The sequence below is a fragment of the Mesorhizobium hunchu genome (assembly GCF_040081975.1).
Lineage (GTDB): Bacteria > Pseudomonadota > Alphaproteobacteria > Rhizobiales > Rhizobiaceae > Mesorhizobium > Mesorhizobium hunchu.
The window spans coordinates 145612-168430 of sequence record NZ_JBEBMG010000002.1 but is presented as its reverse complement, the minus strand read 5'-3'; the positions used below and the strand labels follow the sequence as shown (position 1 = coordinate 168430).

General features: G+C 66.2%; 21 protein-coding genes. 7 read left to right on the top strand and 14 right to left on the bottom strand.

The window, feature by feature from the left end; all coding sequences use genetic code 11:
* Positions 1 to 7 precede the first annotated feature (7 nt).
* Genes srlE through ABMA46_RS04310 form a run of 3 tightly spaced genes read right to left on the bottom strand, consistent with a single transcriptional unit; the run spans position 8 to position 2293 of the window.
* Entirely contained in the window at positions 8 to 1021 is a 1014-nt protein-coding gene (gene srlE, locus ABMA46_RS04320) for a PTS glucitol/sorbitol transporter subunit IIB (protein ID WP_348998085.1), read from the bottom strand.
* 22 nt (positions 1022 to 1043) lie between these two features.
* A complete protein-coding gene (gene srlA, locus ABMA46_RS04315; protein WP_348998084.1) occupies positions 1044 to 1805 on the bottom strand; it encodes a PTS glucitol/sorbitol transporter subunit IIC in 762 nt (253 codons plus the stop codon).
* Positions 1806 to 1855: 50 nt separating this feature from the next.
* A complete protein-coding gene (locus tag ABMA46_RS04310) occupies positions 1856 to 2293 on the bottom strand; it encodes a transcriptional regulator GutM (RefSeq protein ID WP_348998083.1) in 438 nt (145 codons plus the stop codon).
* Between the two features lie 188 nt (positions 2294 to 2481).
* Between ABMA46_RS04310 and ABMA46_RS04305 the strand changes: the two genes are divergently transcribed.
* Positions 2482 to 3114 carry a hypothetical protein gene (locus tag ABMA46_RS04305; protein WP_348998082.1) on the top strand — a complete coding sequence of 211 codons (633 nt, stop codon included), beginning with the start codon at positions 2482 to 2484 and terminating at the stop codon, positions 3112 to 3114.
* Positions 3115 to 3228: 114 nt separating this feature from the next.
* Here ABMA46_RS04305 and ABMA46_RS04300 read toward each other — a convergent pair whose 3' ends face one another.
* The 5 genes from ABMA46_RS04300 to ABMA46_RS04280 form a co-directional block, all read right to left on the bottom strand.
* Positions 3229 to 3981 carry a 5'/3'-nucleotidase SurE gene (locus ABMA46_RS04300; RefSeq protein WP_348998081.1) on the bottom strand — a complete coding sequence of 251 codons (753 nt, stop codon included), beginning with the start codon at positions 3979 to 3981 and terminating at the stop codon, positions 3229 to 3231.
* Positions 3982 to 3990: 9 nt separating this feature from the next.
* On the bottom strand, positions 3991 to 5142 hold the full coding sequence (locus tag ABMA46_RS04295; protein WP_348998527.1) for an MBL fold metallo-hydrolase: 1152 nt from the start codon (positions 5140 to 5142) through the stop codon (positions 3991 to 3993).
* 2 nt (positions 5143 to 5144) lie between these two features.
* The gene (locus tag ABMA46_RS04290) at positions 5145 to 6224 is read right to left on the bottom strand and encodes an ABC transporter ATP-binding protein (protein WP_348998080.1); all 1080 of its coding nucleotides are present in this window, start codon (positions 6222 to 6224) and stop codon (positions 5145 to 5147) included.
* Entirely contained in the window at positions 6212 to 7915 is a 1704-nt protein-coding gene (locus ABMA46_RS04285; protein ID WP_348998079.1) for an ABC transporter permease, read from the bottom strand. The genes ABMA46_RS04290 and ABMA46_RS04285 overlap by 13 nt, the downstream gene beginning before the upstream one ends.
* A gap of 118 nt (positions 7916 to 8033) precedes the next feature.
* Positions 8034 to 9020, bottom strand: a complete 987-nt coding sequence (locus ABMA46_RS04280; protein ID WP_348998078.1) for an ABC transporter substrate-binding protein — start codon at positions 9018 to 9020, stop codon at positions 8034 to 8036.
* Positions 9021 to 9255: 235 nt separating this feature from the next.
* Here ABMA46_RS04280 and ABMA46_RS04275 point away from each other — a divergent pair, with 235 nt between their 5' ends.
* Positions 9256 to 10224 (top strand): sugar-binding transcriptional regulator, encoded by a 969-nt coding sequence (locus ABMA46_RS04275; protein ID WP_348998077.1) that lies wholly within the window; start codon positions 9256 to 9258, stop codon positions 10222 to 10224.
* Between the two features lie 18 nt (positions 10225 to 10242).
* On the opposite strand, the gene ABMA46_RS04270 is transcribed toward ABMA46_RS04275, so the two are convergent.
* The 5 genes from ABMA46_RS04270 to ABMA46_RS04250 all read right to left on the bottom strand — a co-directional run bounded on the left by ABMA46_RS04270 (position 10243) and on the right by ABMA46_RS04250 (position 15448).
* A complete protein-coding gene (locus tag ABMA46_RS04270; RefSeq protein ID WP_348998076.1) occupies positions 10243 to 10605 on the bottom strand; it encodes a hypothetical protein in 363 nt (120 codons plus the stop codon).
* A gap of 113 nt (positions 10606 to 10718) precedes the next feature.
* Positions 10719 to 12083, bottom strand: coding sequence for a pyruvate dehydrogenase complex dihydrolipoamide acetyltransferase (locus ABMA46_RS04265; RefSeq protein WP_348998075.1), 1365 nt, complete (start codon positions 12081 to 12083; stop codon positions 10719 to 10721).
* Positions 12083 to 13081: an alpha-ketoacid dehydrogenase subunit beta gene (locus ABMA46_RS04260; RefSeq protein WP_348998526.1), complete on the bottom strand. Its 999-nt coding sequence runs from the start codon at positions 13079 to 13081 to the stop codon at positions 12083 to 12085. Before ABMA46_RS04260 ends, ABMA46_RS04265 begins: the two co-directional genes overlap by 1 nt.
* The gene (locus ABMA46_RS04255; protein WP_348998074.1) at positions 13081 to 14124 is read right to left on the bottom strand and encodes a thiamine pyrophosphate-dependent dehydrogenase E1 component subunit alpha; all 1044 of its coding nucleotides are present in this window, start codon (positions 14122 to 14124) and stop codon (positions 13081 to 13083) included. The genes ABMA46_RS04260 and ABMA46_RS04255 overlap by 1 nt, the downstream gene beginning before the upstream one ends.
* 4 nt (positions 14125 to 14128) lie before the next feature.
* Positions 14129 to 15448 (bottom strand): NAD(P)H-dependent oxidoreductase, encoded by a 1320-nt coding sequence (locus ABMA46_RS04250; RefSeq protein WP_348998073.1) that lies wholly within the window; start codon positions 15446 to 15448, stop codon positions 14129 to 14131.
* Positions 15449 to 15671: 223 nt separating this feature from the next.
* On the opposite strand from ABMA46_RS04250, the gene hisS reads away from it, so the two are divergent.
* The 5 genes from hisS (at position 15672) to ABMA46_RS04225 (ending at position 21742) form a co-directional block, all read left to right on the top strand.
* A complete protein-coding gene (gene hisS / locus ABMA46_RS04245; RefSeq protein ID WP_348998072.1) occupies positions 15672 to 17183 on the top strand; it encodes a histidine--tRNA ligase in 1512 nt (503 codons plus the stop codon).
* Positions 17184 to 17477: 294 nt separating this feature from the next.
* A complete protein-coding gene (locus ABMA46_RS04240; protein ID WP_348998071.1) occupies positions 17478 to 17846 on the top strand; it encodes a VOC family protein in 369 nt (122 codons plus the stop codon).
* Positions 17843 to 18961, top strand: a complete 1119-nt coding sequence (locus tag ABMA46_RS04235; protein ID WP_348998070.1) for an ATP phosphoribosyltransferase regulatory subunit — start codon at positions 17843 to 17845, stop codon at positions 18959 to 18961. The genes ABMA46_RS04240 and ABMA46_RS04235 overlap by 4 nt, the downstream gene beginning before the upstream one ends.
* Before the next feature lie 205 nt (positions 18962 to 19166).
* Positions 19167 to 19868 (top strand): ATP phosphoribosyltransferase, encoded by a 702-nt coding sequence (hisG, locus tag ABMA46_RS04230; RefSeq protein WP_348998069.1) that lies wholly within the window; start codon positions 19167 to 19169, stop codon positions 19866 to 19868.
* Between the two features lie 125 nt (positions 19869 to 19993).
* Positions 19994 to 21742 (top strand): AMP-binding protein, encoded by a 1749-nt coding sequence (locus ABMA46_RS04225; RefSeq protein WP_348998068.1) that lies wholly within the window; start codon positions 19994 to 19996, stop codon positions 21740 to 21742.
* 10 nt (positions 21743 to 21752) lie between these two features.
* Here the strand turns inward: ABMA46_RS04225 and ABMA46_RS04220 are convergent, their stop codons facing one another.
* Positions 21753 to 22682 (bottom strand): hydrogen peroxide-inducible genes activator, encoded by a 930-nt coding sequence (locus tag ABMA46_RS04220; protein WP_348998067.1) that lies wholly within the window; start codon positions 22680 to 22682, stop codon positions 21753 to 21755.
* Between the last annotated feature and the right edge of the window lie 137 nt (positions 22683 to 22819).

Below are 22819 nucleotides of genomic sequence, written 5' to 3'. Positions count from 1 at the left end.
GCTTTCTTTACAGAACCAGCAGGCTGAAGACCCAGGCGATGAGCACCGAGACGGGACCCATGATCTGACGGCTGATGAGCACCGCCGGAACGCCGATCTCGATGGTCTTGGGTTTGGCCTCGCCGAGCGCCAGACCGACCGGCACGAAGTCGCAGCCGACCTGGGTGTTGTAGGCGAACAGCGCCGGCAGTGCCATCGCCGGCGCGATGGTGCCGTTGGCGATCTGCGGGCCGATGATGGCGACGCCGATCACCTGGGCGATGACCGCGCCCGGGCCGAGGATCGGCGACAGGAACGGCAGGCCGCAAATGGCCGAGATGACGATCAGCCCGACGATGTTGTTGGCCAGCGGCCCCATGGGCTGGGCGAGGATGTCGCCGATGCCGGTGTAGAGGATGAGGCCGATCAGCATGGTCACGAAGGCCATGAAAGGCAGCACGTTGCGCACCACCTGGTCGATGGTGCGGCGGCCGGCATTGAAGAAGATGCCGACGACGCGCCCCATGACGCGGCCGATCGAGCTGATCAGGCCGACGAAGCCGCCCTCGGACGACGGCGGCGCGGCGACCTTCATGGAAGCGGCGGCTTCCGCGGGCGTCATGTCCCGCTTGACCGTGCCGCCGGCCGAGGTCGCCGGTTCGGAGCCGTCCGCCATCTCGATGTTGGCCGGCTTCACGCCGGAGACGTAGATGTCCTCGGTGATGAACTGGGCGAGCGGCCCGGCCTGTCCGACCGGCGTCAGGTTGACGGTCGGGATGCGCTTGCGCGGATAGACGCCGCAGCGGGCGGTGCCGCCGCAATCGACCACCACCACCGCCATCTCGCCTTCGACCGGCGGCGCCCTGAAGCCGTCCACGGCTTCGGCGCCGGTCATCTCGGCGATCTGGGCCGCGACCGGGTGGATACCGCCGCCGGTGACGGAGACGACCTTGTTGCGCTGCTCCGTCGGCTGGATGACGAGCGGGCCGCCCCATCCGCTGGAGCCCCTGGAGATTTTGACTGCCTTGTAGGTCTTGACCATGTTCGTGTCCTCCCTACCCGGCCTAGAGCTCGACGCCCTGACGGCGCGCCATGAAGGCGGTGATGCGCTCGGTCAGGATGCCCTTCAGAAGGATGACGATCAGGCCGACGATGGCGTACCAGATGGCGACCCTGATGTGATAGCCGGAGGCCACGACGCCCTTCTTCTCGAGCTCGAGAAGCGCCACCAGCACGCCGCCCCAGACGAAGTATTCGCCCGGATTGATGTGCGGGAACAGGCCGAGCGGCGGATGCACGTAGGACACGGCCGCGTCGTAGAAGGCCGGCTTGTGCTTTTCCTCCAGAAACGATCCGAAGGTGTAGGCCATCGGGTTGGTGAGGAAGAACACCGAGATCACCGGCAGCACGGTGTAGCGGGTCAGCGCGATGCGGCCGGCGCCGCGCGCGATGCCGTGCACGCGCTCCTCGCCGATCAGTTCGGTGAGAGCGTAGAAGGCGGTCATCAGCACGACCAGCGTTGGAATGATGCCGGTCACGAAGCCAGCGAAGACCTCGCCGCCCTTCTGGAAGATGCCGATGAAATACTTGCCGGCATCGGCCAGCCAGCCGAGCTGCTCTTCCTGTTTGACGTCCTTCAGCTTTTCCCTGAACTGGTCAACGGTGATCGGGCCGCTGTCGGCCTGCGCCAGGACCACATAGTGGTCGCCGGCGTGCTGCGCGGCCGGATGGCCGTGGAACACGGCGTCCGACGCCATCGCGCTTGCGACATGCAAGTGCTGGACGGCGATGTCGGCATGTTGTGCCAACAATGAATAGAGTGACATTGCTCCTCCTTGCGCCGCCGCCTTCGTCCCCGTCGGCGGTCGGTTCCTGCCTATGCGCTGGCTGCGCTCAAGCCGGTCGGTTCCGGCTGCCTCCCTGGCGCGGACCGCGCACGGTCGACCTGTTCGACCGCCCGCCGCACCGCCTCCGTCACACCGGGTTCCCCCTCCCCCATCACGGCAGGATTGGACCGGAGCTGATCGAGGGACGTGCCCTCGAATTCTTCATGCCTCTTGAACTTGGTGAACACCGATCGGCCGGTCATGACCATCAGGCGCTGCACGACCAGATCGGGCGTCACGACGATCAGGGCGATGGTGCCCTTGTAGAGCCGCCCCTTCGAGTTGCCGGCGCCGACAAACCCGTCCTTGAAGCGGTTGGTGATGCCCTGGAACACGTCGGAATAATGGCGCATCTGCAGCCAGACGCCGAGCGACTGAAGCGCCCAGACGACCGCCAGAAGAAGCAGCGCCCATTGCCAGATCGCCATAAGGATCCTCCTCCCAAGGCCCGTGCCGACAACCGCCTGCCGGGACGGTCATGAAGTGTCAGCTAGAGAACATTTGTTTTCTTCGATGTCAATATGTATGATTTTACGACCCGACACCGCTCGATAAACAGGGAACCGCGTGGCGCAGCGCCGGCGGCGATGGTAAAGGATAGCCGAGGAACCCGCCCATGGATACGAGCTTCAAGGACGAATTGGCACTTATGCCCGACCTTGGGCACCAGCTCAGGCGGCTGCGCTGGTTTCGTGCCACGTTCCGGGCCAATGCCAGGGCCGTGGCGGCCGCCTACGGCGTCCGTTTCGAGATCGACGACACGAAACTGGCCAAGGCATTTCTCGACTGGATCGAGACGGTGGACGCCAGCAAGGGCCTCGCGCTGGTCGATCGCAGCGACTTCATCCGCTTCGCAGCGGGGCTGGCGCTGCGCGAACTGATCCGGCAGAATCCGGCCAGGGCCTGTGCCCCCGTCCAGCCCGGCTCCGGCGCGGACTCCAGGATGGCCGAGATCATCCGCTTCTGGCCCGAAGGCTTCCTCTACACCAACTATTGCGTCTCGGCGATCTCGGCCATCCACGAACAGGAATTCGGCCGCGCGCCCATCGTGGACGCCTGCGCGGACGACCTGCGCACATGGTGGTCCTATCGCGAGAACGCGACGGAGATGCCCGCCTACGCCGTCGCCTTCCTCGACCGGTTCCTGGGAACGGAACCGGACTGGATCCTGCCCGACAATCCGCGCTCGCGGCAAGCCATGCGCGACAGGGTCGCCGCCACGACCAGCCCCGGCATCCAAAGTCACTGAATATTCGGGCGTTTGCCGACAGCGATTTTCACAAGATCAAGCGGCGAGAGTGCAACGGTTCGCCATTCATCATTCTCGACCGCGATGGCGGCCGGTCGACAGGGCCGATGCGCGTCAGCCGGCCGAGGCGCCGAGCGACTCGACGAATGCGCCCGGCAACCGCGTCTCGCCGAACCAGTTCAACCGGTTGACGGTGGCGAAGCCGCGGTCGATCGCATCGTTCTCGTCGCCGGGCGTTGCGGCATGCGCGCGGCCGCGCGGGAACACCAGCACCGTGCGATCGCCTTCCCGTTCCGCCACCTCGGCCATGCGGCCGATCTTGTCGCGGCCGATCGCCGGCTGGCGGATTTCGGCCGGCAGCGCCTTCGGCAGGTTCACTGACAAAAAATGGCCTTCGGCGTGCCAGTTGGCGCGGCGGTCCCAGAGATCGCCGACGAGGCCGGCCAGCCATTCGTCATCGTCCGGCGACAGGTCCGGCGCCTTCACGCGCGAGAAGCCGATTGCCGGCGCGCCCCAGAAGGAGGCCTCGCGCGCGATGCCGAGCGTGCCAGAATAAGCGAGGTCCTCGGCGACGTTGCGGCCGTCGTTGACGCCGGAAAGCACGAGATCCGGCTTGGCGTCGTCCTTGAACAGCCAAGCGAAGGCGGCGATGACGCAGTCGGCCGGACGGCCGGAACAGGAATAGTGCCGTTCGCCGAGACGCGTCATGGTGATCGGTTTCGCCATGGTCAGGGACGGGCCGGCGGCCGTATGCTTCGTCTCCGGCGCGACGACCCACACGTCGTCGCTCAGACGCCGCGCCGCCGCCTCCAGCCGTGCGATGCCGGGGGCTTCGATGCCGTCGTCGTTCGAGATCAGGATTCGCATTCTTCTTCCTCAGGGCACGGTGACGCTGTCGCCGGTGCGGCATTCGTCACGCAGAGTCGTGATGTGCGGCTTGAGCGCGGCGAGGTCGGCGGGCGGACAGGAATGGCCGATCGCGGCGGGCCGGCCGGCCTTTTCCCAGATGGCAACATTGCCGGCGAGCGTCGGATGCGTCGGCATGCGGATCCAGTCCGCCTTGCCCTCGGCATACAGGCGCTCGCCGGGCGAATTCGCCGGCAAATGACCGGTCAGCAGCACCGGATAGGCTTGCGCTGCCGCCTGCGGCAGCAATTGCGCCGATGGACCGGCCTGCCCCATGCCGTCGTCGCACAGCAGCGGCGTCGCGGGCAGAGGGTCGCCGTCGCGCCAGTCGCCCGCCCCGGCAAGACGATGGCGCAGCGTGTCGGCGATGCCGGGAGACAGGGCCGGACCCGCCTCGACCTGCGCCTCGAGCGCGGGCCGCATCGCGGCGTGGACGGCGAAGGGCCGGTCGATCGCCGCGATCAGTTCCAACGACCGGCCGAACAGGGGCGTCGGCAGCAGGCAGCCCTGCGGACGGGCCGCGATCCAGCGCCCGATCGCTTCGGCCCGCTTCGCGCCCGGCACCGGGTCGGCGCCGTAGGAAGCGTCGAAGACGAGCAGGTCGCAGGCCGGTATCGGATCCATGACGAACACCGCGCTTTCGGGCACGACGTCGGCGCAGTAGACCAGCCTGCGCGCGCCGTCGCCGATCGCGAACCAGACGCCGCCGACGACATGGCCGGATCGGCCGGTGGCGATCTCCAGCCCGGCGATGCGCAGCGTGTCGCCCGGCATGAAAAGCTCCACCCGCCCGGCCGGAAAGGGATGGCCGCGAAGGTCGGCCGGATCGGCGTAGCCGGCGAGCGTCGCCGGCGCTTCCGCTTTTGTCTCTGCCGTCATCAGGATGCGGCCGCGAAACCCCTTGGCCAGCAGCCAGGACAGCGCGCCTATATGGTCCTCATGTGCATGCGAGATCAGCACCGCCTCGATGTCGTCCACCGGCCCTTGCAGCGCGGGATAGTATTCCGCGCCCGACGCGCCGACCTTGATGCCGAGGTCGAACAGCACGCGGCCGGACGGGCGCCGCACGGCAAGCGAGGTGCGGCCCTTCTCGCCGAAGCCGCCCAGGAGATCAATCCGCATGGTCACGCAGCACTTTCCGCCGGAATGAGCCAGCCCGAGGCGATGCGAAGGCGGGCGGCGCTTCCGGCCTCGAACGGATTGGGCTCGCGCTGCTCGAAATGGAGCGCGACGTCGGGCCATGCGGCAGGCACGAATTCGATGCGCGCCGCACCCCCCTTGTAGACCGCGCGCTTGACCGACCCGTCGACGCCCTGTTCGCCGGCTTCGGCGGCGACCAGGTCGGATGCGCGCACGCAGATCTGCGCATTGTCGCGCGGCCGTTCGCCGGGGCGGCAGCGCACGACGACCTCCTGCCCCAGCGCCTCGACCCTGCAATGGCCGCTGTCTTCCGAAGTCAGAACCTTGGCCGGCAGGACCATGCCCTGGGCGATGAAGGAGGCGACCATGGCGTTGGCCGGCTCGCTGTAAAGCTCGCGCGGCGTGGCGAGTTGCGCCAGCCGGCCCTTGTCCATCACCGCGATGCGGTCGGCCAGCGCCATCGCCTCGGCCTGGTCGTGGGTGATGTAGACGATGGTGGTGCCAGTGCGCTCGTGGAAGGCGGCGAACTCGTCCTCCATGGCGGCGCGAAGATGCACGTCGAGATTGGCGAGCGGCTCGTCGAACAGCACCAGCGACGGCGCGGCGACAAGGCAGCGGGCGAGCGCGACGCGCTGGCGCTGGCCGCCGGACAGGTTGGCCGGGCGCCGTTCCCCCAGCCCCTGGAGATTGACCAGCGCAAGCGCATCATCGATGCGCTTCTTCGCCTCGGCCCGGTCGACCTTCGCCACTTTCAGCGAATAGCCGATGTTCTCGGCGACCGTCATGTGCGGCCACAGCGCATAGTTCTGGAAGACGATGCCGACGCGTCGCTTCTCGGGCGGGACGTTGAATTCGCCCGACGACACGCTGTCGGAGCCGATGCGGATTTCACCGGCCGTCAGTTTCTCGAAACCGGCGACCAGACGCAGCAGTGTGGTCTTGCCGCAACCGGACGGGCCGAGCACGGCCAGGAACTCGCCGTCCTTCACATCGATGGAAACGTCCTTGACGGCGTCGAAATCGCCGAAGGACTTGGTGACGCCTGCAAGGCTCAATCCCGCCATGGCAGAACTCCGTTGGGAAGATAGGAAGCAAAAAGGTTGGCGCCGAGCATCAGCACGAACGTGATGGAGACGGTGATCGCCGACATGGCGGCCGCGTAGCTGGAATCACCGCCCTGCTCGAAGGAGAACATGACGACGCCGATGGTCTCGGATCCCGACGACCACAACAGTGCCGAGACGGTGAGTTCCGACAGCGCCGTCATGAAGATCAGCAGGCCGCCCGCCATGGCAGCCGGCGCCACCAGCGGAAAGACGATGGTGCGCAGGCGCGTGAACAAGCTGGCGCCGGCCACCTGCGCGGCCTCCTCCAGCGCCCGGTCGATCTGGTGATAGCCGCTGACGGTGGGTCGCAGAGCCAGCACGAGGAAGCGCGCGAGATAGGCGTAGAGGATGATCCAGACGGTGTTGTAGATCTGGATGCCGGTGAAGGGGATCGGCTTCAGGAACAGCAGCAGCGAGGCGATCGCCAGCACCACGCCCGGCAACGCATAGGGCAGTTCGACCGACAGGTTGATGAGACGAAGCCACTTCTTCTGGCCCCAGGCGATCAGGTAGCCGACGGGAATGGCGACCACGACGGCGAAGACGGCGGCGGCGATCGACAGGCAGAAGGAATTGAAGAAGGCGCGGCCGGCCGCGTCGTGCTCGAACAGGACGAAGCGATAATTGTCGAGCGTCGCGGTCTTGGCGTTCAGGGGAATACCGTAACCGGGCACCAGCGAGGTCAGGAGCAGACCGAACAGCGGCAGGGCGAGGATCAGCACGATCAGCAGCCAGAGCGCGGCCTGCACGGGCAGGCGCCAGCGACCCAGCTCATAGGGCTCGGCCGGCAGCGACGTGGACGAGATGCGGTAGTCGCGCCGGCGGCTCATGACCTCCTGCGTGACGATGCCGGCCATGGCGATGACGCCGATCAGCACCGACAGGAAGGCGGTTTCGCCCAGAACCGCCGGCCCGGCACCTGCAAGGCGCTGGTAGATCAGCGTCGGCAGGACGAGATAGTTGGCCGGGATGCCGAGAAAGGCGGGGATGCCGAAATTGCCGACGCAGGAGACGAAGGCGAGCGCGGCCGCCGCCACGATGGCCGGCGTCATCAGCGGCAGGATGACGGTCCTGAGCACCGTGAACCAGCCGGCGCCGCCGGCCCTTGCCGCCTCCACCAGTTCGCGCGGCAGCTTGCGCAGGCCGGCCCGCACCAGCAGGAAGACCAGCGGGCCGTACTGGATGCCGAGCAAAAGGATGATGCCGCCGGGCGAATAGAGCGGGTTGCGGGTGCCGAGCGGCGGCGCCATGCCCAGCATCTTCAGGAACGGGCTGGCCGGGCCGAAAAGCTGAAGCCAGGCCAATGCCGTGACCTGCGGCGCGATCATCAGCGGCATGACGTAGAACAGGATGAATGGGCTGCGGCCGCGCATGTCGGTCAACGTCACCACCAGCGCCACCAGCGTTCCCAGCACGACCGCCAGCAGCGTGCCGCACACGCCGACGAAGATGGTATGACCGGTAGCGACCCAGGTGGCCGGGTTCGACAGGCCCGCATCGATGGCCGCCATCGACAGCGTGCCGCCGGGAAAGACGATCTCCCGGATCAGGCGCAGCATCGGCAGGATGGAGAGGATGAGAACGGCGACGGCAACCGCCGCCGTCAGAGCCATCTCCTGGCCCCGGCTTTCCTTGGTCCGTGATGACATGGTTACAGCCTGAGAGGTTCGAACAGCCTGTCGGCCGGACAGGCCGAAGAGAGCGATGCGGCCCGCCGTGGGGGCAAGGCGCCGGACAGGGGCCGCATCGGTTTCACGAGATCCTGCCTTAGCCGCCGAAGAGTTCGGAAAACTTCTTCTTGTCGGCGTCGGTGCGCTCGACGATGGCCTTGGTGTCGAAGGGCATGACCTTCACATTCACGCCTTCCGGCATCCAGTCGGGACGGCCGACCGAAGCCTTCGCCGGCAGATAGCCCATCGACAGCGCCAGCTTCTGGCCTTCGTCCGACAGGATGAAGTCGACGAAATGCTTGGCGTCGTCCATGTTCTTGGCGGTCTTCATGATCGCGACGGGCTCGGTGACGGCCGGCACGCCTTCGGACGGGAAGACGAATTCGACGGGCGAGCCCTTCTTCTTGGCGTTCATCGCCATGAAGTCGACCAGCACGCCATAAGGCTTCTCGCCGCTGGCGACCGACTTCAGCACCGCGCCGTTGCCGCGCACGGCGATCGTGTTGTTGTCCTTGAGCTTCTGGTAGAAATCCCAGCCATAGTTGGAATCGGACACGAAACCGGAAAGCATGTAGGCGGCGGCGCCCGAATAGAGTGGGCTCGGCATGACCAGCCCGTCCTTGTATTCGGGCTTGGCGAGGTCGGCCCAGTGCTCGGGCTTCTCAGCCGCCTGCGTGTTGTAGGCGATGCCGGTGGTGATCAGCTTGGAGCCGAAATAGGTCTTGTCCTTGTCGTAAGACGCCGGATCGATGCCGTCGAGCTTGGCTTCGGGATAGGCCTGAAGGTGATCGTCCTTCTTGAGCAGTTCCATCGACACCGCGTCGGCGATCAGCAGAACGTCGGGCTGCGGGCTGCCGGCGGCGAATTCGGCGGCGAGCTTGGTGAGGATGTCGCTGGTGCCCGAGCGGTAGATGTTCACCTGGACATCCGGGTAAGCCTTCTTGAAGGCATCGACGGTCTTGGCCGCGTCCGCCTCGGGCTGGGACGTGTAAAGGGTCAGCGTGCCCGCGCTGGCCGCGCCGGCAAACAAAGTCGCGGCGAGCACGAGCGGGCCCGCGAACGCTTTGGCGAATGTCGTTTTCATGAAACCTCCTGTTTCTGCGCGAGACGGACAGGCTTGTTTGCCGGCTCCGTCCGCTCCTCCCTGCACGGCGCATGTGACCCGTGGATGACATCCATGGATGACAATTGCCTTAGCACTATCAAATATGTTCATTTGTTCATTGTCAAACACAAATGAACATATTTATGATCGGCGTATGCAAATATCGCGCAGCTCACGAAATTGGGTTCGCGGGGCGCGGTGGAGGAGAGCGGACATGCTGGAGAAGAAAGGCCGTTCGGGCAAGCGCGCCAAGCTGGTGTCGTCCGACATCGCCGTCAAGACGGCATGGCTCTATTACGTGGAGGGGATGACGCAGGAGCAGATCGCCGAACGGCTCGGCGTCAACCGGGTCAAAGTGATGCGCACGCTGGCCGCCTGCACGGCCGACGGCGTCGTCGTCACCTCGATCAACGCGCAGACGAGCCGACAGGTCGAATTGGAACGGGCGCTGGAGACGCGGTGGGGACTGGATGCCGCCGTCGTGGTGCCGACGCCCTCGGGCGAAGAGCATCTGGAGAAGTCGATCGGCCACGCGGTGGCGCTCTATCTCGGCGAGGAGATGCAGGACGGCATGACGCTCGCCATCGGCGGCGGCGCGACGCTGCATGCCAGCCTCGGCTTCATGGCGCGGCGCGCGCTGAAGGATGCGAGCGTGGTGGCGCTGGTCGGCAGCCTGCCGCATTCGCAATGGATCAACCCGTCGATCGTCGCCGCCAAGGTGGCGGATATCTTCGGCGTCGACAGCTACCAGATCACCGCGCCGGTGGTGGTCAACGATCCGGCGCTGCGCGATCTCCTGTGGAAACAGCCGGAACTGACGGACGTGCGCAACCGCGCGGCCGCCGCCGACATCGCATTGTTGACGGTCGGCGAGATGTCACCGACCGCGACCGTATTCCGCTATGGCATCGTTCCGCAGGACGCCATGCGCGACCTGGAGCGCAAGGGCGCGGTCGCCAACATGCTGTGCTATTTCATCGATGCCGATGGCGGGCTTGTCGACCATGAGGTCAACGACCGCGTCATGGCGATCGATCTCGATGTCGTCAGCGCGGTGCCGAACGTCGTGCTGGCCGCGGGCGGGCGGCAGAAGGTCGCACCGATCCGCGCCGCCCTGAAGGCTGTCGAGGCCAATGTGCTGATCACCGACAGCGAGACAGCGATGGCTCTCACAAAGGACTGACGACGCGGAATCCGAGCTTCAGATCAGTCCGCGATCGCGCAGGAAATCGTCGATGCCGACATGCGTCATTTCCTCGAATTCGGCGATGGCGTCGGCCATCCTGCGCCGCTGGGCGACCAGCAGGGAAAACACCTGGCGCATCTCGCCCGAGACGCCGAAGCGGCCCCAGCGCTCGGCGATATGCTGCGGCAGGCCGATATCGGCGCAGAAGGCTTCGAGGTCTTCATAGCCCAACTGGCGGACGAATTCGCGCGTCGCCTCCGGCGACAGGCGCTCCTCGAAGGCATGGTCATGCAGCCGCTGCGCCATCAGCCGGATGTCGGCAGGCGATGCGCCCATCACCTTGGTGATGAGGTTCCTCACGTCGGAAGGTGCAGGCATGCGATCCTCCATTGCAGGCCGATGGCCGGCCCTTGCTCATATAATGGTGCGAGCTGCGGGGACGCGCAAGCAACCCTCTGTTGCACGGCGTCTCCGGAAAGACAGGGATATTCTCAAACCAGCATCGCCATCGGGTTTTCGATGAGCTTTTTGAAGGCGGCGATGAGTTCGGCACCGAGTGCGCCGTCGACGGCCCGGTGGTCGGTGGACAGCGTCACCGACATGACGGTGGCGATCTTGATCTCGCCGCCCTTCACCACCGCACGCTGCTCGCCCGCACCGACCGCCAGAATCGTCGCATGCGGCGGGTTGATGACGGCGGAAAAGTCCTTCACCCCGAACATGCCGAGATTGGAAACGGCCGTCGTGCCGCCCTGGTATTCCTCGGGCTTGAGCTTGCGCTCACGGGCGCGTCTGGCGAGGTCCTTCATCTCGTTGGAGATCGCCGACAGCGATTTCTGCTCGGCCTTCCTGACGATCGGCGTGATCAGACCGCCGGGAATCGAGACGGCGACGCCGACATCGGCATGGGCGTGTTTGACCATCGCGCTCTCGGTCCATGAGACGTTGGCGTCCGGCACGGCAACCAAGGCCATTGCCATCGCCTTGATGATCATGTCGTTGACGGAGAGCTTGTAGGCAGGCGCCTCGCCCTTGTCGGTCTTCTTCATCGGCGAGGCGGCGTTCAGCTGCGAGCGCAGGGCCAGCAGAGCGTCGAGTTCGCAATCGACGGTCAGGTAGAAATGCGGGATGGTGGACTTCGCCTCGACCAGACGCCGCGCGATGGTCTTGCGCATGTTGTCGTGCGGGATCAACTCGTAGGAGCCGGGCTCGAAGAGGCGCAGGATGGCGTCGTCCCCCTCCCCCTTGAGGGGAGGGGCTAGGGGTGGGGGTTGAGAAGCGCTGGCGCTCGATGAAATACCCCCACCCGCGCCTTCGGCGCGACCTCCCCTCAAGGGGGAGGTGGAGGGCTGAGCTGCTGCCGCCTCGACATCCGCCTTGACCACCCGCCCATGCGGGCCGGAGCCGGCAATGGCGGCAAGGTCGAGACCCTTCTCGCGGGCAATGCGACGGGCGAGCGGCGTGGCGCGAACGGCGCCCTCCGTAGAGGCCGCAGCGGATTCACGCGGGACCGGGGCCGCCTCGTCCAGCTTTTTCGCCTGATCGGAAGCCGGCTTCGCAATGTCTTTTGCCTCGCTTGCCGCGGGCGTGGCGGCGGCATTCGTCGCGACAGCCTCGCCCTCCGCGTAAATCCACGCCACCGGCGAGCCGACCGGCAGGTCCACGCCTTCCTGGCCGGTGATGTTGCGGATCGTGCCTGTAGCCGGCGAGTCGATTTCCATCGCCGCCTTGTCGGTCTCGATCTCGAACAGCACGTCGCCCTGTTTGACGGTGGCGCCTTCCTCGACGAACCAGCGCGAAATCTTCCCGGTCGCCATGTCCATGTCGACCTTGGGCAGGATGACCTCGACCGGCATCAGCGGCGCCCCTGCACCAGGTCGCGTGCGGCGGCGACAATGCCGGGCACCTGCGGCACGGTGGCCTTCTCGAGTTCGGGATTATAGGGGATCGGCGTCTCCGCGCCGCCGAGGCGCACGATAGGCGCGTCGAGGTAATCGAAAGCCTCGCTCTCGGCGACCATGGCGGAAATCTCGGCGCCGATGCCCAGCGTCTTGACCGCCTCGTAGACGCACATCAGCCGCGAGGTCTTCTTGACGCTGTCGATGACGGTCTCCCGGTCGATCGGGCGGATGGTGCGCAGATCCACTACCTCGACGTCGATGCCCTCGCCTTCGAGCGTCGCGGCGGCTTCCAGCGCCTTGTGCACCATGATGGAGGTGCCGACGATGGTGAGGTCGCGGCCCTGGCGGCGTATCTCGGCCTTGCCGATCGGCACGGTATAATGGCCTTCCGGCACCGGCCCCTTCATCTTGTAGAGCAGCTTGTGCTCGAAGATCATCACCGGATCAGGATCGGCGATCGCTGCCAGCAGCATGCCCTTGGCGTCGTGCGGCGTCGCCGGCTGGATGACCTTGAGGCCAGGCACATGGCCGAGCCAGGCTTCCAGGCTCTGGCTGTGCTGGGCCGCCGCGCCCGTGCCGGAGCCGGCGGGAAAGCGCATCACCACCGGCACCGAGACCTCGCCGCCAAGCATGAAGCGCATCTTGGCGGCCTGGTTGACGATCTGCTCCATGCCGAGCGTGGCGAAATCGGAGAACTGGAACTCGAAGATCGGCCGCATGCCGGTGACGGCAGCGCCTACCGCCACGCCCGCGCCGCCAAGCTCGGAGATCGGCGTGTCCATCACCCGGTCGGCGCCGAAGCGCTCGACGAGGTCTCCGGTGACCTGGAAGGCGCCGCCATAGACGCCGATGTCCTCGCCCATCAGGAAGACGCGCTCGTCGGCCTCCATGGCCAGCGCCATCGCCTCCTGGATGGCCTGGGCATAGGAAAGTTCGCGCACGGCCATATCCATCACGCGCTCTCCGTGTAGACGTATCTGTCGTGGTCGGCGATTTCGGGCATCGGGCTTTCCTTGGCGAAGTCGATTCCCTCGGCGATCTCCTTGGCCACTGCCTCGCGCACCGCCTCGATGCCAGCGTCGTCGATCACGCCGAATTCCTTCAGCGCCGCCTCGAACTGGACGATCGGGTCGCGATTGGTCATCCAGTCCTCGATCTCTTCCTTGGTGCGGTAGCGGTTGCGGTCGCTCTTGGAATGGCCGCGATAGCGGTAGGTCTTCGATTCGATCAGCGTCGGCCCCTCGCCGCGCCGCGCGCGCTCCACCGCCGCCTGCGAGGCCTCGGCCACGGCCGAGAAATCGTTGCCGTCGACGATGACGCCCGGCATCGAATAGGCGGCGGCGCGCTCGGCGATGTTATGGACGGCGGTCGAGCGCTCGGTCGAGGTCGACATGCCGTAGCCGTTGTTCTCGCACACGAAGATCACCGGCAGCTTCCAGATCGCCGCCATATTGAGCGCCTCGTGGAAGGCGCCTTCATTGTTGGCGCCGTCGCCGAAAAAGGAGATGACGACCTTGCCGGTCTTCATCTTCTTCGACGTCAACGCGGCACCGACGGCGATCGGAATGCCGCCGGCGACGATGCCGTTGGCGCCGAGGTTGCCCTTGGCGACGTCGGCGATGTGCATGGAGCCGCCGCGGCCCTTGCAGTAGCCGGTGGTCTTGCCGAAGAACTCGGCGAACATGCGCTTCACGTCCGCGCCCTTGGCGATGCAATGGCCGTGGCCGCGATGGGTGGAGGTGATCTGGTCGTCGTCGGTCAACGGCATGCAGATGCCGAGCGCGCTCGCCTCCTGGCCGATGGAGAGATGCATGGTGCCGTGGATGAGGCCGCGCATGTAGCTGTCCTCCGCCCCTTCCTCGAAACGGCGGATGAGGTACATCTTGCGCAGTACCTCCCTGAGCTGGTCAGGGGAATAGTGCTGGAAGGCAAACGGCAGATTGCTCTGTTCGGCCGTTTTGTCCTCGGGGGCGACGGCCTTCTTCGCGACAGCCATGATATCAGTCTCCGTAGACGAGCTTGTCCTGGCGCGCGCGCAACTCGGCGAGCTTCGAGCCGGGCGCGACGGCGGCGTTGGCGTAGGTGATCAACTCGCCCTTCTTGATCGGCGCGGTCACCGACCCGCCCTGCAGCATACCGCAGGGAATGGCCTTGGCCGCGCGGGCCTCCGGCACGGTCATGATCCAGGCGCGGTAGCAGTACTCGCCTATGGCGTCGAGCTTGTCGCCCGGCTGCATGTCCTTCTTGGCGACGGCGCAGACTTCCGCCACAGGCTTGGACAGCGGCACCATGTCGGCCTTGCCGTAGAGCACGACGCGGGCGCAGGTGAGCGGCACTTCCAGCGAGGTCAGGTGGTAGGGGCGATGGAAGGTGAAATAGGGGCCGTGGCCCATCTTCAGGTCTTCCATGCGTTCCGAGATACGCGGATGCGACATGTCGGCGATGACGAAGACGCCGGGCGCGACGCCCTTGCCGATGGAATAATCCACCACGCCCACCTTCGACAGAACGCCGCCGTCCTTCTCGGGCACAAGCACTTTCGACAGTTCGCCGAGCGTCGCGGAGGGGCCGTGCATGCCCGGCTTGTCCGGCACCAGCCCGGTGGCGTTGGCGATCGCCGCCATCTCGACCATGGTCTTGGAGCCGTCGACGAACTCGACCAGCATGCGCACGTTCATGTTGCGGCGGTGCGCCTCTTCCTCGTAGTCGGGCGGGGTGGCGTCGATGTTGAGCGGGTTGTTCTTGCCCTTGCCGGCGGCGACGATCGGATGGCCCATCGCCGAGACGAACTCGATCAGTTCCATGCAGGACGACGGCTCGTCGCCGGCACCGAGCGAATAGGTGACCCCGAGTCGCTCGGCCTCGCTCTTGAGATAGGCGCCGATGGTCACGTCGGCCTCGACGTTCATCATGACGAGATGCTTGCCGTGCTCCATGGCGCGCAGGCCGATCTCGGCGCCGACGGCCGGCACGCCGGTGGCGTCGATGACGACGTCGATCAGGTCGCTGCCGATGACGAGGCCGGCGTCGTCGGTGACGGCGATCTTGCCGGCTTCCATCGCCTCGGTCATGGCCGAGGCGGTCGAGACCTCCCTGGCGTGGCCCTGTTCCTGGTAGGCGATATCGACGGCCTTGGCGGCGTTGGGCAGGCGCAATTCAGAGATCGCGCCGATCTCGATGCCGTCCATATGGGCGACGCGGGTGACGATGTCGGTCCCCATCTCGCCGGAGCCGATGAGGCCGATGCGGATCGGCTTGCCCGAGGCCTGCCGTTCCTTCAAATCGCGGGTGAGCCCGATCGGGGCGACGTTGACGGTCATCTGACACCTCCCTATGCGTCTGCATCATCACTATTGAACATCTGTCTTTCAATCAAGCATAATGTTCATATCTCGGCAGGATTTGCAGATGCCGGTCCCAGGCCGCGCCGTCACCTCGCACTTGCCGCCCCTGCCACCATCGGCTAGGACGCAGGCGCTTTGAACCTCCGTGGCCGGCAAGGCAAGCCGCAGGCGGAAGAATCCTGAGACGGACGACATTTTCATGGCCGACAAATCGCACAAGATGCTGGCGCGCCTGCCGCGCGGCTTCGCAGATCGCAGCGCCGACGATATCCGCGCGGTCGAGGAAATGACGGCCAGGATCAAGGCGGTCTACGAGCTTTACGGGTTCGAGCCGGCCGACCAGCCGATGATCGAATACACCGACGCGTTGGGAAAATTCCTGCCCGACCAGGACCGGCCGAACGAGGGCGTGTTCTCCTTCCAGGACGACGACGAGCAATGGCTGTCGCTGCGCTACGACCTCACCGCGCCGATGGCGCGCTTCGTGGCCGAGAACTACGAGCGGCTGCCGAAGCCGTTCCGCAGCTATCGGCAAGGCTGGGTGTTCCGCAACGAAAAGCCGGGACCGGGACGTTTTCGCCAGTTCATGCAGTTCGACGCCGACACGGTCGGCACGCCGGGCGTCGCGGCGGATGCCGAAATGGCGATGATGATGGCCGACGTGATGGAAGCGCTGGGGATTAAGCGCGGCGACTATGTCATCCGGGTGAACAACCGCAAGGTGCTCGACGGCGTGATGGAGGCGATCAGGCTCGGCGGCGAGGAGAATGCAGGACGCCGGCTGACGGTGCTGCGGGCGATCGACAAGCTGGATAAGGTGGGGTCCGACGGCGTGCGCGACCTGCTCGGCAAGGGCCGACTGGACGAGAGCGGGGATTTTACGAAGGGTGCGGGGCTGGATGAAGCCCAGTCTGAGAACATTCTTTCGGTCGTAGCTCATACTGACCGTGAAATGTTGAGCGCTGCTGATGCCGAGCTTTCATTTCTAGCCAACATTAAAATTCTAGCCGGATCTGCGGGAGCGGACGAGCTTTACGAAATATCCAAGCTGGTTCGCGCCGCAGGCTACGGCCCTGACCGCATAAAGATCGATCCCTCCGTCGTGCGCGGCCTCGAATATTACACCGGCCCCGTCTACGAGGCCGAATTGCTGGCCGAAATTCCCAACGAAGAGGGAAAGATCGTGCGCTTCGGCTCGGTCGGCGGCGGCGGGCGGTATGACGGGCTGGTGTCGCGCTTTCGCGGTGAGCCGGTGCCGGCGACGGGTTTTTCCATCGGCGTTTCACGGCTGATGACGGCGCTGAAGAACCTCGGCAAGCTCGATACCTCCGACGTCGTCCAGCCGGTGGTGGTGCTGGTCATGGACCGCGACACGGAAAGCCTCGGACGATACCAGAAGATGGTGTCCGACCTTCGTCAGGCCGGTATCCGCGCCGAGATGTATCTCGGCGGCGCCGGCATGAAGGCGCAGCTCAAATACGCCGACCGGCGCGGCTCCCCGATCGCGGTGATCCAGGGGGGCAACGAGCGAGAGGCCGGCGAGGTGCAGCTCAAGGACCTGATCGAGGGCGCGCGGCAGGCGGCGGCCATCGCCGATCACGCCGAATACAAGGAGGCGCGACCGGGCCAGGTGACCGTGAAGGAAGCCGACCTGGTGGCGGAGGTGCGCAAGATACTGGACGCGCAGGCGGCGGAGCGGCAGCGTGGGTGAGGGCAGCATTCCTTCGCGCCCCCCTCTGTCCTGCCGGACATCTCCCCCACACGGGGGGAGATCTGCCTTCGCGTCGATCTTCGCTAATCGCCAACGTTTGAGAGTTGCCGGCAAGGTCGACGCTGCCGATCTCCCCCCGTGTGGGGGAGATGCCGAGTGGCCCCGTTGGCAGGACAGAGGGGGGCGCCGTAAAGCACCGTCCCCGCCAATCTCATCTCCCGCACACCTCATCCGTCTCGACGCCGCGCGCCGAGCCACCTTCTCCCACAAGGGGAGAAGGGAAGGCGCGGCCTCATGACGTTCCTGGCCATCGATCACGTCCAGATCGCCATGCCGGCCGGCCGCGAGGCCGAGGCGCGCGGCTTCTATGCCGGCGTGCTCGGGCTTGCCGAGGTCGAGAAGCCGGCGAGCCTCGCGGGCCGCGGCGGCTGCTGGTTCGAGAGCGGCGCGATAAAAGTGCATCTCGGCGTCGATTCCGATTTCCATGCCGCCGCCAAGGCGCATCCCGCCTTTCTGGTCGATGACGTGGCCGCGCTCGAGCGCCGGGCCACCGAGGCGGGAGCGACGGTGAAGCGCGACGTGGCGCTGGACGGCTACGACCGCATCCACGTGTTCGATCCGTTCGGCAACCGCATCGAACTGATGCAGAGGGCCGCGCCGTGACCGCCCGCCTCCCTGCCTTCGCCGCCGACATCGCAGCGACACTGGCCGAGCGCGGCGCGCCTCTGGTCGAGGTGCCGGTGCTGCAACCGGCCAACCCGTTCCTCGACATGGCCGGCGAGGATCTGCGCCGGCGCATCTTCCTCACCGAGAGCGAGACCGGCGAAGCGCTCTGCCTGCGTCCCGAATTCACCATCCCCGTCTGCCGCGACCATATCGCAGCCCAAGCCGGCACGCCGCGCCGCTACGGCTATCTCGGCGAAGTTTTCCGCCAGCGCCGCGACGGGGCGAGCGAATTCTTCCAGGCCGGCGTCGAGGATCTCGGCGAGACCGACATGGCGGCCGCGGACGCCCGCTCGGTAGCGGACGCGCAGGCGCTGCTTGCCCGCGTGCTGCCTTCGACCGCCCTTTCGATCACGCTGGGCGACCAGGCGCTGTTCGAAGCGGTGCTCGCGGCGCTCGGCCTGCCGCGCGGCTGGCGCATGCGGTTGGCGCGTGCCTTCGGTTCCCACGCCATGCTGGAGGCGGCATTGGCCGACCTCGCCAATCCGCCGCGCAACGCGGCCCTGCCGCAGCCCGTCGCCATGCTGGCGCTGGACGGCGACGCCGAGGCGCTCGCCGCGCATATCGCCGAGGGCATGGAGCGCGCCGGCCTACCGGCCACCGCCGGGCGCGCGCCGGCGGACATCGCGCGCCGGCTGATCGAGAAGGCGCAACTGCGCTCGGTGCGGCTGTCCGACGAGGCGTTTTCCGCGCTCAAGACCTTCCTCGCCATCGACGTGCCGCTGCCGGACGCCACCGCCGCGCTGGAGCGTTTTGCTGCCGACGCAGGGCTTTCGCTCGACGCGGCGCTCGAGACCTTCGCCGAAAGGGCCGACGCCATCGCCGGGCACGGCCTGCCGCTGGAGACGATCCGCTACGACGCCGCATTCGGCCGGCCGCTCGACTATTATACCGGGCTCGTCTTCGAGATCGGCACGGCAACGGGCGAGCGCCCGCTGGCCGGCGGCGGCCGCTACGACCGGCTCTTGACCCTGCTGGGTGCGAAAGCAGCGATTCCAGGGGTTGGATTCTCGGTGTGGCTCGACCGGATCGAGGCGGCGCAGGAGGGAAAATGAGTCTTTTGTTTTCGACCCCCACCCCTAACCCCTCCCCACAAGGGGGAGGGGAACTCTGCCGCAGCTCTGGAATTCCGTCTCAGGATGTTATCGTCGGCAGCGATACGGCCAGATCCCCCTCCCCCTTGTGGGGAGGGGTTAGGGGTGGGGGTAGCATGGCCGCAACGGGCGGGTCTGTCCCAGCCATAACGTGCGTAACCCTGCCATGACCGTCACCCTCGCCCTGCCCTCGAAAGGCCGCCTCAAGGATCAGGCGCTGGAGATTCTGGCCAAGGCCGGCCTTCCGGTCAGCCTGCCGGAAGATGCGCGCAAGTATCATGCGCGGATCGACGGAAGGAGCGACATCGAGGTCGTCTTCCTGTCCGCCTCGGAGATCGCGGGCGAGATCGGCGCCGGCGCGGTGGATCTCGGCGTCACCGGCGAGGACCTGGTGCGCGAGACGCTGGCGGACTGGGAAAGCCGCGCCGAGATCGTGGCTCGGCTCGGCTTCGGCCATGCCGACGTGGTGGTGGCCGTTCCCGACATCTGGCTCGACGTCGAGACCATGGCCGATCTCGACGACGTCGCCGCCGATTTCCGCCAGAAGCACGGCCGTCGCCTCCGGATCGCCACGAAATACTGGCGGCTCACCCAGCAGTTCTTCACCGCCAAGCACGGCATCCAGGTCTATCGCATCGTCGAAAGCCTCGGGGCAACCGAGGGCGCGCCGGCGGCCGGCTCGGCCGACATCGTCGTGGACATCACCTCCTCGGGCTCGACGCTGCGCGCCAACCATCTGAAAATTCTCTCCGATGGCGTCATCCTGCGCTCGCAGGCCTGCCTGGTGGCCTCGCGAAAGGCGCGGGCGCCGGCGGACGAAGCGCTAATCGCGGAGATCGGGGAGAAGACGGCGAAGGCAGCCGGTTGAATCTTCGACGAAGCGGAATTTTCTGCCTGAACGGCGCTGACCTTACCGGGCACCTCCTACCATAGCGGCATTGCGCGACCGCTCCCGGGTGCTAGGTTCTTTCACAGTTTGCGGAGGAGATGACCATGGCGACTGGCACCACGGCGCTGCGCAGCGCAGGGCGTGAAGGGTCCTTCATCGAACCCCGCGACGGGCTTTCGCGCGTCTCGGGCGACCGCTCCGTGCCGCTGCTGGTAAAAACCATCCCGCAGCAATTCGCGGAGACCGCACAGACCTATGCCGATCGTGACGCCGCCATCTTCGTCGGCCAGGACAGGCGCTTCACCTGGGCGGAACTGGCCGAGACGGTCGATGCCTTCGCCGCCGGGCTGCTGGCGCTCGGGCTCGAAAAGGGCGACCGCATCGGCATCTGGTCGCCGAACCGCTGGGAGTGGCTGGTCACCCAGTTCGCAACCGCGCGCATCGGGCTCATCCTGGTCAACATCAATCCGGCCTATCGGCTGACCGAGCTGGAATATGCGCTGAACAAGGTTGGCTGCAAGGCACTGGTCACGGCTTCCAGCTTCAAAAGCTCGGACTATCTCGGAATGCTGGCGGCGCTGGCGCCGGAACTGGAGACGGCGGAGCCGGGCGCGCTCGACGCCGCCAGGCTGCCGTCGCTCAAGTCGGTCATCCGCATGGGCGAGGAAAATTCGCCCGGCCTATTCAACTTCGGCGACGTGCTTGCCATGGGCGGACGCGACGAGCACGACAGCCTCGACCGCATCACCGACTCGCTCAAGCCGTCGGATGCCATCAACATCCAGTTCACTTCCGGCACCACCGGCGCGCCGAAGGGCGCGACGCTGACGCATCTCAACATCGTCAACAACGGCAATTTCGTCACCTCGGCGATCAAGCTGACGGCCGACGACAGGCTCTGCATTCCCGTGCCGCTCTACCATTGCTTCGGCATGTCGATGGGGACGATGGGCTGCGTGACCAAGGGCGCGACGATGGTCTTTCCGGGCGAAGGCTTCGATCCGGGCGCGACGCTCAACGCCATCGAGGCGGAGCGCTGCACCGGGGTCTACGGCGTGCCGACCATGTTCGTGGCCATGCTCGACCATCCGGATTTCAAGCGCTTCGATCTTACCAGCCTGCGCACCGGCATCATGGCAGGCTCCCCCTGCCCGATCGAAGTAATGAAGAAGGTGGTGTCGCTGATGCACATGAGCGAGGTCACCATCGCCTACGGCATGACCGAGACCAGCCCGGTCTCCTTCCAGTCCGGCACGGACGACCCGCTGGAAAAGCGCGTCTCGACGGTCGGGCGCATCCAGCCGCATGTCGAATGCAAGGTCATCGATGCGGACGGTGCGACGGCGCCGGTCGGCGAGCGGGGCGAATTGTGCACGCGCGGCTATTCCGTGATGAAGGGCTATTGGGAGGACGCGGAGCGCACGGCCGAGGCGATCGACGCCGACGGCTGGATGCACACCGGCGACCTCGCCACGATCGACGCCGGCGGTTTCTGTAACATCGTCGGGCGGGTCAAGGACATGGTGATCCGGGGCGGCGAGAACGTCTATCCGCGCGAGGTGGAGGAATTCCTCTACCGGCATCCCAAGGTGCGGGAGGTGCAGGTGTTCGGCGTGCCGGACGAAAAATACGGCGAGGAGCTTGCCGCCTGGATCGTGCTCAAGCCCGGCGAGGATGCGACCGAAGAGGAGATCCGGGCGTTCTGCCAGGGCCAGATCGCACATTACAAGGTGCCGCGCTATGTCCGCTTCAGGGACACGCTGCCAATGACGGTGACGGGCAAGGCGCAGAAATTCGTCATGCGCGAGGCGATGAGCGAAGAACTGGGACTGACGGAGGCAAAGACCGCCTGAGCGCAGCCCTTCACATAGCGACCTTGTCGACGCTGCTCCTGCCGACACCTGCCCTGAAGGAACGGATCGTCCCGGCCATCTCCAGGCATTCCGCCTGCATGGACGTGTTTCGCCGCCACGCCAGGCAGATGGTGCGGTCGGGCGCCGGTTCCTCGAACGGCACAAGCCGCACGTTGGGCGTGACGGCAGCGGCCTCGGCCGCCATTTCGGGAATGAGCGTCACGCCCATGCCGTGCGCCACCATCTGCAGGAGGGTGGTCAGGCTGGTGGCGCTGAAGCTCGCCATGACGCGTGGCTGGACCTTGCCGCAGACCGCCAGCGCCTGGTCGCGCAGGCAATGCCCCTCCTCCAGAAGCATCAGGCGTTCGAGGGCCGGGCTCTCCGGCGATACCGGCGGATCGATGAAGCCGGCGTCGTCGGTTGGCACGGCCAGCAGGAAGCGGTCGGCGAAAAGTGGCTCCACCACCAGCCCGCCGCGCTCCAGCGGCAGGGCGGCGATCAGCGCATCCAACCGGCGCGCCGCCACGTCGTCGACGAGCGTGGGTGTGGTCGCCTCGCGGATCTCGACCTGCAGTTCGGGGAAGCGACGCCTCAGTTCGGCAAGGAGACCGGGCAAGAGATAGGGGGCCACGGTCGGAATGATGCCGAGGCGAAACGGGCCGGACATGCCGCGGGCGCCGCGCGCAGCATTTTTCTCGATCGCGCGCATCTGATCCAGCACGAGCTCGACGCGCTCGCGCAGCGCGACGCCCTCGCTGGTCAGGCGCACGGCCCTGCCGCCCCGCTCGAACAGCTTCATCCCAAGCTGTCGCTCCATCTTGCCGATCTGCGCCGACAGGGCCGGCTGAGAGACGCCGGCAAGATCAGCCGCGCGGCCGAAATGGGCGGTTTCAGCCAAAGCCTCGAAATACTCCATCTGGCGGATGGTCAAAGCTATCATAACTTTTTCTTATCAGCTTTTATGCAAATCGCAATTTGCGTTTATGAAAAACAGGCGCTAGGCTGGAACGGTTCCAAACTGGCGTCGCTGCTGCGACGGCCGGGACGGCGAAGATCACCCACCCAGACAGGGAGGCA